Genomic DNA, 11,755 nt, shown 5'->3' with positions numbered 1-11,755 from the left:
CGCTCACCCCGCCACTCGTTCGCCGAGCCTGCCGAGCCGGTGCGCGGCACCGCCGAGCGCCCGGCCGAGATCCTTGACCGCCGACGAATACCGGTGCAGCGGATAGGTTTCGTCGACACCGACACCGCCGTGCAGGTGGTGGCAGGTCGCCAGCGCTTCCGGGGCCTGCGAGGCGAACCAGTAGGCGGCGACGTCCAGTTCGGCGTCCGCGTCGAGGCCGGACGCCAGCCGCCACACCGCGGACGTCACGGCGAGGTGCACGGTCCGGGCGGCCACGTAGACGTCGGCGATCTGCCCCGCCACCGCCTGGAACGTCGCCAGTGGGCGGCCGAACTGGGTCCGCTCGCCGACGTGCTTCACGGTCAGCGCCAGGGCACCGGCGAGGAGCCCGTCGCCCAGCGCGAGAGCCCCGGCCAGGGCGAACCGGTGCAGGACCGCGACGGCGCCCCGGTCGAACAGCAGGTCGGTCTCCGCCACGGCGACGTCCTCGAGCCGCACGGTGCACTCCGGCGTCCCGGCCGAGTTCCGGGTGGGGACCAGCGTGACGCCGTCGGCGTGCGGGTCGACCAGGTAGACGGCGGTGCCGTGCGGAGTGCTCACCGGCGTCAGGATCCGGATGGCCTGCCCGGCGTACGGGACGGCGGTCTTCACGCCGTTGAGCAGCCACTTCCCGTCGGCGGCCCGCGCGGTCGCGGCGGGCTCGCCGACGAGCGGGGCGGACGGCTCGTGCAGGGCCGCGGTGAGCACCGCCTCCCCCGCGGCGACCGGCGGCAGGAGCTCCGCGCGCTGCGCCGGGGTACCGAGCGACTCGACCGGCAGGACGCCCAGCGCCAGGGCCGCGTAGGCGGGGACCGGCGCGGCGGCGCGGCCGACCTCGGTGAGGACCTGCGCGACCTCGGCGATGCCCAGGCCGTCGCCTTCCAGGTCCGAGGGCAAGGCCAGCGCGAGCAAGCCCGCGGACGCCAGGGCGCGCCAGGGATCGTCTGGCGAGCCGAGCACCTTCGCGGCGAGAGCGGCGATCTCGGTCTGCGTATCGTCAAGGGCGAAGTCCACGCCTGTCCTCCGGATCGGCGCAATACTGAAACATGTTCTAGTCTTAACCGGAAAGGACCGGCTCGGCAACCCCCGGAGGAGGCTGGATGGCGGGGACACGGCGGCTGGTCACCGTGCCGCCGACCGCCGGCGTGCCCGACCCGGTCCTCCTCGACCTGCCCGGCCGCGGCCGCACGGTGGTCACCGACGTCGGCCCGCGTGACGCGCCCGCCCTGCTCCTGCTGCATTCGGTGGCCTGCACCGGCCTGCTGACCTGGTACCCGGCCCTCGACCGGCTGGCGCGGCGCCACCGCGTCGTCGTGTTCGACCAGCGCTGGCACGGCCGGGGCATCCGCTCGCCCGAGTTCCGCCTCGCCGACTGCGCCGCCGACGTCACCGCGGTCGCCGACGCGCTCGGCATCGGGCGGTTCGCGCTCGCCGGGTACTCGATGGGCGGCATGGTCGGCCAGCTCGTAGCCCACGCCGAACCAGAACGTGTTACCGGACTGGTGCTCTGCTCGACCGCGAGCACCTTCCGCCGCGGGGTGCGCCAGCGGGTCGCCCTCGACGTGTTCGGCCGGACCCTGCGGCGGCTGCGCGAGCGCGTGAGGCCGCCGGCCGCGCCGGTCGCGGTCCCCCGCGATCGCGTCGAGGACCACCGATGGGGGCTGCGAGAGTTCCGGTCGACCAAGCCGTGGGAGATCGCCGTCGCCGTCGACGAGATCGGCCGGTTCGACTCGACGCCGTGGCTGCACACGCTGCGGCTGCCGGCCGCGGTCGTCGTGACCACCCGGGACCGGTTCATCGCGCCCGACCACCAGCGGTCACTGGCCCGCCGGATCCCCGGCGCGGCGACCTACGAGGTCGCGGCCGGGCACGCGGCCTGCGTCCTGGCCGCGGATCGCTGGGTGCCCGCCCTGCTCGCCGCGGTCGGATCCCTTTGAGGAAGGAACTCGCCATGGGACGTTTCAGCCTGCCCGAACAGAAACCCGACGGCCTGGACTCGCCCGTGACGGCGAAGGTCATGAAGTACGCCGCGAAGGCCCAGGTGTCGGTGTTCCGGCTGACGAACGGCCGCGTCGGCAGCACCTGGCGGGTGGGCGCCGGGTTCCGCAAGCCGGTGCCGACGCTGCTGCTGGAACACCGCGGACGCAAGTCGGGCCGGCTGTTCACGACTCCGCTGCTGTACCTGGCATCCGGCGGCGACGTCGTCATCGTCGGTTCCCAGGGCGGGCTGCCCCGGCACCCCCAGTGGTACTTCAACCTCCTGGCGCACCCGGAACCCCGCATCCACCTCAAGGGCCGTCGCGACGTCCCGGTCCGGGCGCGGGTCGCCGGGCCTTCGGAGCGCGCCGAACTGTGGCCGCGGCTGGTCGAGTTGTATGCCGACTTCGCGAAGTACCAGGCGTGGACCGAGCGGGAGATCCCGGTGGTGGTGCTCAGCCCCCGCTAGGCGCGGCCTTGCGCAGTTCCGCCATGGCGTGGGGCAGCGCGTCGGCGAGCAGCCACAGGTCCTTGACCAGCTCGCGGGCGCCGAGCAGGCCGACGTGCACCTTGCCCGCGTTGGACAGCACGGTGACGTTCAGCCCGGCGCCGTGGAAAACCGGGCCGAGCGGGTAGAAGCCGGTGATCCGCGCACCGAGGAAGTACAGCGGCATCGGCGGCCCGGGCACGTTCGAGACGACCAGGTTGTGCACCACCGGGTGCTTCTCCGCCAGGCGCAACGCGGAGTAGGCGCGCACCGCGAGCCCGAACGCCGTCGCGGCGGAGAACTGCGCCCAGTCCTGCAGCATGTCGGCGTCGATGTCGTAGTGGTGGTCCTTCGACCGCCGGTTGGCCTCGGCGAGGAAGAACACCCGCGCGGCCGGGTCGGCCAGGTGCGTCGGCAGGGAGGCGAAGAACGCCGAAACCTTGTTGCTGCCGTGCTCGCGTTCGGTGCGGTCGTGCACCGAGACCGGGACGGTCGCCACCAGCGGGTCCTGCGGCAGTTCCCCGCGCGCGGCGAGGAACTCCCGCAGCGCGCCGGCGACGAGCGCGAGCACGACGTCGTTCACCGTGACCCCGAAAGCGTTCTTGACGTCCTTGATCTCGGCGAGGTCGAGCTGGGCGAAGGCGACGCTGCGGTGGCCGGTGATCGTGCCGTTCAGCGACGTCCTCGGCGCGGTGAACGGGACCGGCATCCCCTTGCCGCGCACCGCCTTCCCGAGCCACCGCGGCACCAGCCCCAGCAGGTCGGGCAGCAGCCGGGCGACCTCCGCGGGCCGTTTCGCGACGCTCTCGACGCCCGAACGGAGCAGGTCCAACGGCGACGGCATCGCGGAATTGCGGCCCTCGTCGATCGCCGGCATCGGCCCGTCCGGTTCCAGGCCGGCGAGGTAGGTGATCAGGCTGGCCCCGCTCACGCCGTCGACGCTCGCGTGGTGCATCTTCAGCAGCACGGCGATCTGGCCGTCGGCCAGGCCTTCGATGACGTACAGCTGCCACAGCGGGTGCGCGCGGTCGAGCTGCTGCCCGGCGATGTGCGCGCACAACGCGGCCAGCTCGACGCGGTCGCCGGGGGCGGGCACGCCGATGCGGTGCACGTGGTGGTCGAGGTCGAAGTCCTCGTCCTCGATCCACACCGGATGACCGATGTTCCAGAGCGGGTTGTGCAGTTTGCGGCGGAATGCCGGGATCAGCCGGACCCGCTCGTCGAGCTTTTCCGCGAGTTTCGCGAAGGTGTAGCCGCCCGGGACGGTCGAGCCGTCGAGGACGAGCAGCCCGCAGACGTGCAGGACCTGCGACGACGTCTCGAGGTAGAGGAAGCTCGCGTCGAGGCCGCTCAGTCTCTGCATGGCGCCCAGGGTAAGCCACTTCCAGTGAGCGGCGCGTCACCCTACTCGCCGGTATCATCGCGGTGGTGCAGCCGAACTTCCTGATCCGCCGCGCGGTCCAGCTCGGGCTCACGGCCAACGCGCTCCGCCCGCTGCGGGCGCGGTCCACGACGATCCCGGCGTTCTTCGCCGGCTGGCTGACCGGCGAGCTGGCGCCCCAGTTCCTGGCGCTGACCGTGGCGGATTCCCTGGCCCACGTGGCCCGCCACGGCACCGGCGACCGGTCGACGAAGGCGGGCCTGGCGATGGCGGCCGCGTCCGCCGCCGGCCTGGCCACGCTGATCCGCACGGGGCACGGCGCCCGGGAGGAGATCGAGAAGGCCCTGACGTCGGCGTTGGGCGAGGACTACGCGTCGGAGCTGGGCCGCTCCGACCTGGGCCTGCCGTGGAGCGAGCTGGCCCTGCCGTTCCGGATGGGCGCACCGGACGTCCACGTCGACCGCAACATCGCGTACGCCCCGGGCGGCAAGCGGTTCCTCCTGGACGTGTACCGGCCTTCGGCACCGGTTTCGGGGGCACCGGTGCTGCTGCAGGTCCACGGCGGCGCGTGGGTGATCGGCAACAAGGAGGAGCAGGGCCGCCCGCTGATGCGCTACCTGGCCCGCCGCGGCTGGGTGTGCGTCGCGATCAACTACCCGCTGTCGCCGGCGCACCGCTGGCCGGCGCACATCGTGGCGGCGAAGCAGGCGCTGGCGTGGATTCGCTCTTCGATCGCTTCGTACGGCGGCGACCCGCGGTTCGTCGCGGTGACGGGCGGCTCGGCGGGCGGGCACCTGTCGGCGTTGCTGGCGTTGTCGCAGAACGACCCGGCGTTGCAGCCGTCGTTCGAGGATGTGGACACGAGCGTCCAAGCGTGCGTGCCGCACTACGGCGTGTACGACTTCGCGGCGACTTCCGGGTCGCAGGCGAGCAAGTACCGGTTGGAGAGCCTGATCGCCCGGCGGGTGTTCGCGCCGGACCGCGACCCGGTGCGGCACCTGGACGACTACATCGCGGCATCGCCGCTGGACCGGATTTCCTCGGAGGCACCGCCGTTCTTCGTGATCCACGGCCGGGACGATTCGCTGGTCCCGGTCCGCGAAGCCCGCGAGTTCGTCCGGCGGCTGCGGGAGAAGTCCCGCCAGCCGGTCGCGTACGCGGAGCTGGCGGGGGCGCAGCACGCGTTCGACGTGTTCACGTCGGTGCGTTCGGCGCACGTGGTTCGCGGGGTGGCGCGGTTCCTGGACTTCACTTACCACGCCTGGAAAGCCGAGAACCGGTAGCCGGGCGGAGCCGCTTGCGCCCCAATGTGGCGTTGGGTGCGTTGGACGCACCCAACGCCACATTGGGGCGTTTGGGCCGGTCCCGAACCGCCGGTCAGTAGGCCAGGTCCACCGGGCTTGCCGAGGGTGGGCCGTCGAGGCGCCACTCCGTCCCCGCGCGCACGAACCGGTACCAGCGCGCGTCCCGGCCGTAGCGCAGTTGCAGCTCCCCCTGGGTGAGGCGATTGCGCCACATCTTCGGCTTCCCTGCGAGACCCGCGTCGGCCAGGACGGACTGGGCCTCGGCGAGCGGGCCCGGCCCCGGCTGCCAGCTCTCCCGCAGCGCCGCCAGGCCGCCGCGGCCGGCTTCGCGCCAAGCCTCCGCCCACTTCGCCAGGTCGCGCGGGGGTACCCCGGCCGCTGTGGCGAGGGCGGTGACCTCCGGGCCGGAACGGCCGGCCGCGCGGCGGGCGAGGTCTTCCTCGAACGTCAGCTCCGCCGCCGTCACCCCGCCGGACAGCAGGTCGCGGGCCAGCGAGGCCGCGTCCGCGGCCAGCCCGGACAGCGCCGCCGCCGTCCAGCCCGTGCTCGGCGGCGGGTCGAGGTCCAGGATCGCCGGCGGTCCGGCCACCCGCGGCGGACGGGGCAGGGCCGGGATCGCGCCCGGCCGCCGGGCGAAAGCCACGCGAGGGGTAAGTCCCTCGTCCGCGAGCTTCGGCAGCTTCGGCTTCTCGCCGCGCGACGGCGAGCGGCGGGCCCGCAGCTCGGCCAGGACGTCCGCCCGCGGGCGCCCGCGCAGCAGGAACAGGGTGAACGGGTCGCGGTCCACCTCGTCGGCAACCAGGTAATACACCGCGGCGACGTGCTTGCACGGGTTCGCCGAGTCCGGGCACGAACACCGCGGCCGCAGGTCGCCCGGCCCCGGCAGCAGGTCGGCGCCCGCCTCGCGGGCCTGCTCGGCGAGCGCGCCCGGCAGCTCGCCGTCGAGCAGCGCCGCCGCGTGCCCGAGCTGCGTGCCGACCACGCCCAGCAGCGTGTCCCACTCGCCGTCGGTGAACGTCCGCATCGTGATGGAAACCTTGTAAGGCTGCGGCCGGCTGCCGCGCACCCGGGCGGTCACGGCCCCGGCGCCGACGTGCAGCTCGCTGACCGTGCCCTTCCGCGCGTACGTCCGCCCGCGGGGCAGCCGGTTCGGGTCGAGCTTCGCGCGCTGCTCCAGCGCGTCGACCCAGGCACGGCCCCACCACGTCGTGCCGAAGTTCCGCCTCGGGGGCATCACCCGCTCCCGAGCCGGACCAGGTCGGCGAGCTCGTCGTCGGACAGTTCGGTGATCCAGTCCTCCCCCGCGCCGACGATCGACTCGGCCAGCCCGCGCTTCTTCTCGAGCACCTGCGCGATCCGCTCCTCGAGGGTGCCCTCGGCGATCAGCCGGTGGACCTGGACCGGCCGGTCCTGCCCGATGCGGTACGCGCGGTCGGTGGCCTGGTCCTCCACCGCCGGGTTCCACCAGCGGTCGTAGTGGATCACGTGGGTGGCCCGGGTCAGGTTGAGCCCGACCCCGCCCGCCTTCAGCGAAAGCAGGAACACCGGGATCTCGCCGGCCTGGAACCGGTCGACCATGTCCTGCCGCTTCGCCGGTGAGCTGTCGCCCGAGAGCAGCTCGGTCGGCAGTCCGCGCTCCTTGAGACGCCGTTCGAGCAACCGGCAGAGCTGGACGTACTGGCTGAACACGAGCACGCTCTCGCCCTCGTCGAGGATCACGTCCAGGAGCTCCTCGAACGCCGCGAGCTTGCCGGACCGGCCGGTGAGCGCGCCGTGCGGCTCCTTCAGGAACTGCGCGGGGTGGTTGCAGATCTGCTTGAGCTCGGTCAGCAGCTTCAGCACCTGCCCCCGCCGCTGGATGCCCTGTGTCGCCTGGATCTCGGCGAGGTTCTCCCGCACCACGGCCTCGTAGAGCGTGGTCTGCTCGGCGGTGAGCGGGACGAACCGATCGGTCTCGGTCTTGCGCGGCAGCTCCGGGGCGATGTCCGGGTCGGTCTTGCGGCGCCGCAGCAGGAACGGCCGTACGGTGGCGGCCAGCCGTTCGGTGACGGCCTTGTCGCGGTCGCGCTCGATCGGCCGCGCCACCGTGCGGCGGAAGCGGTCGAGCGGGCCGAGCAGCCCGGGCGTGGTCCAGTCCACAATGGACCACAGTTCGGTGAGCCGGTTTTCCACCGGGGTGCCGGTGAGGGCGACCTTGGCCTGCGCGGGGATCTTGCGCAGTTCCTTGGCGGTGGCGGACAACGGGTTCTTGACGTGCTGCGCCTCGTCCGCCGCGACGAGCCCCCAGTCCACTTCGGACAGTGTCTCGCGGTCGCGCCGGAGGACGCCGTAGGTGGCGAGCACGACCTCGTCCGGCGCGAGGTCGTCGAGGTGGCGGCCGCCGCCGTGGAAGCGGCGGACCGGGATGTCCGGCGCGAACCGGGCGAACTCGCGCTCCCAGTTGCCGAGGAGGGACGTCGGGCAGAGCACCAGGGTGGGACCGCCACCGGCCAGGGAAACCTCCTCACCGGCAACCAAAACCTCACGACTGGCGGGGGAATCCGGTGGACCGGCCTCGCCCGGCAGCCCGCCGGGCTCGGGCCGCGAGCGGGCCGCCCCAGCCAGCGCGCGCCGGTGCAGGTGGAGGGCGATCAGCTGGATCGTCTTGCCCAGGCCCATGTCGTCGGCCAGGCAGGCGCCGAGGCCCAGCCCGGTCATCGTGGCCAGCCAACCGAGCCCGGCCTGCTGGTACGGCCGCAGGGTCGCGTGCAGGCCCGGCGGCGGCGCGACCGCAGCCTCCGCGCGGTCGCGGATCCGCTCAGCCAGCCCACCCAGCACCGGTGGCGCGGCGAACTCGACGCGCTCGCCGTCCAGCTCCAGCTCGCCGGTGAGCGCGGCGGCCAGGGCCTCCCCGGCGTCGAGCTTGCGGGTGCGGCCGCGCACCCGGGCGAGCAGCTCCGGGTCGACGCGCACCCACTGGCCGCGCAGCCGGACCAGCGGCCGCTTCGCCTCGGCGAGCGCGGCGACCTCGGCCTCGGTCAGCTGCTCGCCGCCCAGGCTGAGCTGCCAGCGGAACTCCAGGAGGCTCCGCAGCGCGAACTCCGGCCCGGCGACGCTCGCCGGCGCCTGGGTCGCGCTCGCCTTCGCCTTCACCTCGCCGGCGAACAGGCCCTTCGCCCACAGCACCTCGATCCCGGCGCCGCCGAGCTCGCGGGAGCCGTCGGTGAGCAGATCGACGACCTCGTCGTCCGACAGCGGCAGCTCCGCCGGCGCCGGCTCCGCCAGCACCCGGCCCAGCGGCGCCCAGGCCCGCGCGCCACGACGCAGACCGAGCAGCAGCTGCGTCTCCACCTGCTCGCCAAGCCGGTTCAGGACCGCGTCCGGCGCGTCCCACAGCGTCGCCGCCTCGACCACCAGGCTCGGCTCCGCGATGCTGCGCACGGCGAGGACACCGGCGAACGAGTCCTCGCCCCGGCCCTCGACGCGGAGCAGCACCTGCACGCCACGCGGTTCGCGGGCCTCCAGCTCGGCGAGCCACGCGGCGCCGTCCGGGCCCAGCAGCGCCGGTTCGCGCGCCGCGAAGGCCGGGTCACCGGCCCCGACGGGCGCCGCCGGGCTGCGCACCAGCAGGTCGGCCGTCGCGTCCCAGAGGGCGCGCACCAGGGAGTCCGGCGAGTGCAGCCGGATGCGTTTCAGCCCGGTCAACGGCAGCGCGTACGCCTCCGGTGGCAGGGCGCCGGCCAGGCCGCGCAACAGTTCCTCGTCCGCGGCGTCGAGCGGGCCGATCCGCCAGGCCGCCGCGCCGCCCGGGGACGCCGCAGGGCGCAGCCGCCCCCGCGCGACGAGGTTCACCCCGGCGTTGACGGCGGCCGACCAGGCCGCGACGGCCGGGCTGGCCTCCTCCCCCACCGCCAGCAGGCGGGGCAACGCGCGCTCCAGCGGGACGAGCTCCGCGTCGACCTTCGTCCGCGCGAACTTGGCGCCCCGGGGCAGCACGAGCTCGATCGTGGTCCCGCCGGCCACGTCGTCGCCCCACAAGGCCAGCACCCCGTCCCGCGGGGGATCCGCGGGGAGGTAGGTGGCCTGGGTGTCTGCGTTGAACTCCACGACCGCAACGCTAGAACACGACCCCGACAGTTTTGCCCGCGGCGGCACGAACGGTCCGTTCGTGCCGCGTCCGCGGCCCGCGCCCGCGTGATCAGACCCGGATCTCGCGTGCTCGAAACCGGAACTCGCGTGATTGAGCGCGTAACTCGCGTGATGGGGAGGGCATCTCGCGTGATTGAGGGGGCATCAGCCGCGGGGGAGGCCCAGCAGGCGTTCCGCTGTCAGGGAACGCAGGACCTGGGTCGTGCCGCCCGCGATCGACAGGCAGCGGGTCAGGAGGAACTCGTGCTGGGCCGGGCCGTCCGCGGCCAAGGCCCCGGCACCGGCCAGCTCCAGCGCGAACTCGGCCACGTCCTGGCGGTGCTGGACCCCGAGCAGCTTCCGCACGCTCGACTCCGCGCCCGGGTCCTGCCCGCCGAGCCGCTTCAGGGCCGCCCGCAGGTCCAGGACCGAGCCGGCGACCCCGTCGGCCACGAGCGCACCGAGCCGGTCCAGGGCGACGTCGCCGAGGGCCGAAGCGTCCACTGTGGACATCAGCGACTGCACGCTCTCCCCCACCGCCGAGCCGCTCCCGATGGCCACGCGCTCGTTCGCCAAGGTCGTGCGCGCCAGCCGCCAGCCCCCGCCCGGCGCGCCGACGACGTCGGCGTCCGGCACGAACACGTCGTCGAGGAACACCTCGTTGAACACCGCTTCACCGGTGATCTCCCGCAGCGGCCGCGTCGTGATGCCCTCGGCGCGCATGTCGACCAGGAAATACGTAATGCCCTTGTGCTTGGGCGCGTCCGGGTCGGTGCGGGCCAGGCAGATGCCCCAGTCGGCTTCACGGGCGAGCGACGTCCACACCTTCTGCCCGGACAGCCGCCAGCCGCCCTCGACGCGCCGGGCCGCCGTCCGCAGCGCGGCCAGGTCGGACCCCGCCCCGGGCTCGCTGAACAGCTGGCACCACGTGATCTCGCCCCGCAGGGTCGGCCGGGCGAACCGCGCCCGCTGCTCGTCGCTGCCGTGCTCGAGGATCGTCGGCACCGCCCACGCGCCGATCACCAGGTCGGGACGGCGGACGCCGGCCGCCGCCAGCTCGGCGTCGATCCGCAGCTGCTCCGCGGCATCGGCCCCCCGGCCGTAGGGCGCCGGCCAGTGCGGCGTCAGCAGGCCGGCATCGGCCAGCGCGACACGCCGCCATGCATCGGGCAGCGCGGCGATGCGCTCGACCTCTTCGCGCAACGAAGGATCGTCACCTACATCGACACCCAGAGTGCGCTCGGTCCCGGCGAGGGCCAATGACGCCGCCTGCCGCCGCCACGACCCACCGAGCCACTGCCGCAGGGCCACGGCCCGGCGCAGGTAGAGGTGCGCGTCGTGTTCCCAGGTGAACCCGATTCCGCCGAGGACCTGGACGCAGTCCTTGGCGTTGGCGACGGCCGCGTCGAGGGCGACGACGGCGGCGCTCGCGACCGAAAGCGGGTGCTGCCCGCTCGCGGCGTCCCAGGCCAGCGCTTCGGCCGCCTCGGCGCGGCAGAGCATCTCCGCGCACAGGTGCTTGATCGCCTGGAAGGCGCCGATGGGCTTGCCGAACTGCTCGCGGACCTTGGCGTACTCGACGGCGATGGTGAGACACCGCCGCGCCACCCCGGCGGCCTCGGCGGCGGCGAGGGTCGCCGCCTGCGCAGCGACCGGCGGCAGGGTCAGGAGTTCGGCCTCGACCCCGGAGAACCGGATGCGCGCCAGCGGGCGGGAGAAGTCGAACGGCGCGAGGGGCTCGACGGTCACGCCCGGCGTGCCGGGTGCGAGCAGCACGTGGCCGCCGTCGACCGGCACCAGCAACCAGGCTCCCGGGTGCGCGCCGGGCACCGGCCCGGTGACGCCGTCCTCGAGCGACGGCGCGTCCAGCAGCACCGCGACCGTGGCCTCCCCCTCGGCGAGAGCGGGCAGCAGCACCTTCGCCGCGGGAACCTCCGCCAGCAGGAGCCCGCCGAGCGCGGTGCCGAGCACCGGTCCTGGAACGAGTTCTTCGGCCGCCGCGGCGAGCCCGGCGGCGAGATCGGCGATACTGCCGCCACCCCCACCGGCGGTCTCGGGCAGGGCGACGCCCATCAGGCCGAGGCCGGCGAAGCCGGCGGGAATCCCCGCGCCGGCCCCGGTTTCCGCCGCCCGCACCGCCTCTCGCGGGTGGCGCGCGGCCGACCAGGCGTGGATCGCCTCGGCCAGCGCGGCCTGTTCCTCGGTGAGCGCGACCGGCATGAGGTCTCCTCGCAAGCCATGGCTGTGTCTACCCTTGCCGATCCGGCCGGCAGCCACGGCGGAACGGGTGCCGGTGAGCAGGTCGGCTCCGGACCGTTTCCGCCTGCTTTCGCGGCCGGATCGGCAACACTACTCACGAGTGTAGAACGTGTTATAGTTTTTAGGCCAGCGAGTCGATCGTTGAACGTTTCGCCAGGACGGGTAATCTACTTCGTGAACTGGAACAAGTTCCGAAGGACG

At 73.8% G+C, this 11,755-nt stretch carries 8 protein-coding genes; 3 read left to right on the top strand and 5 right to left on the bottom strand.

All coding sequences use genetic code 11. The features are described from left to right. Positions 1-3: 3 nt before the first annotated feature. Positions 4-1,053: an acyl-CoA dehydrogenase family protein gene (locus CF165_RS41335; RefSeq protein WP_093953035.1), complete on the bottom strand. Its 1,050-nt coding sequence runs from the start codon at positions 1,051-1,053 to the stop codon at positions 4-6. Positions 1,054-1,139: 86 nt separating this feature from the next. On the opposite strand from CF165_RS41335, the gene CF165_RS41330 reads away from it, so the two are divergent. Together CF165_RS41330 and CF165_RS41325 are read left to right on the top strand one after the other, a co-directional pair. After that, positions 1,140-1,976 carry an alpha/beta fold hydrolase gene (locus tag CF165_RS41330; RefSeq protein WP_167441726.1) on the top strand — a complete coding sequence of 279 codons (837 nt, stop codon included), beginning with the start codon at positions 1,140-1,142 and terminating at the stop codon, positions 1,974-1,976. A 14-nt stretch (positions 1,977-1,990) separates the two neighbouring features. Beyond that, positions 1,991-2,485, top strand: a complete 495-nt coding sequence (locus CF165_RS41325) for a nitroreductase family deazaflavin-dependent oxidoreductase (RefSeq protein WP_093953034.1) — start codon at positions 1,991-1,993, stop codon at positions 2,483-2,485. On the opposite strand, the gene CF165_RS41320 is transcribed toward CF165_RS41325, so the two are convergent. Next, the gene (locus CF165_RS41320) at positions 2,472-3,866 is read right to left on the bottom strand and encodes a WS/DGAT/MGAT family O-acyltransferase (protein WP_093953033.1); all 1,395 of its coding nucleotides are present in this window, start codon (positions 3,864-3,866) and stop codon (positions 2,472-2,474) included. The genes CF165_RS41325 and CF165_RS41320 overlap by 14 nt on opposite strands. 65 nt (positions 3,867-3,931) lie before the next feature. Between CF165_RS41320 and CF165_RS41315 the strand changes: the two genes are divergently transcribed. Next, on the top strand, positions 3,932-5,167 hold the full coding sequence (locus CF165_RS41315; protein WP_093953080.1) for an alpha/beta hydrolase: 1,236 nt from the start codon (positions 3,932-3,934) through the stop codon (positions 5,165-5,167). 94 nt (positions 5,168-5,261) lie between these two features. On the opposite strand, the gene CF165_RS41310 is transcribed toward CF165_RS41315, so the two are convergent. From CF165_RS41310 to CF165_RS41300, 3 genes are all read right to left on the bottom strand, one after another. Beyond that, complete coding sequence (locus CF165_RS41310; protein WP_093953032.1) at positions 5,262-6,422, bottom strand: SWIM zinc finger family protein; 1,161 nt, start codon at positions 6,420-6,422, stop codon at positions 5,262-5,264. Then, positions 6,422-9,274 carry a DEAD/DEAH box helicase gene (locus CF165_RS41305; protein ID WP_093953031.1) on the bottom strand — a complete coding sequence of 951 codons (2,853 nt, stop codon included), beginning with the start codon at positions 9,272-9,274 and terminating at the stop codon, positions 6,422-6,424. The genes CF165_RS41310 and CF165_RS41305 overlap by 1 nt, the downstream gene beginning before the upstream one ends. 186 nt (positions 9,275-9,460) lie before the next feature. After that, positions 9,461-11,515: an acyl-CoA dehydrogenase family protein gene (locus CF165_RS41300; protein WP_093953030.1), complete on the bottom strand. Its 2,055-nt coding sequence runs from the start codon at positions 11,513-11,515 to the stop codon at positions 9,461-9,463. Between the last annotated feature and the right edge of the window lie 240 nt (positions 11,516-11,755).

The organism is Amycolatopsis vastitatis (assembly GCF_002234595.1).
Classification (GTDB): domain Bacteria; phylum Actinomycetota; class Actinomycetes; order Mycobacteriales; family Pseudonocardiaceae; genus Amycolatopsis; species Amycolatopsis vastitatis.
The sequence above is the reverse complement of the archived record's forward strand: the minus strand, read 5'-3'. Positions and strand labels throughout refer to the sequence as shown.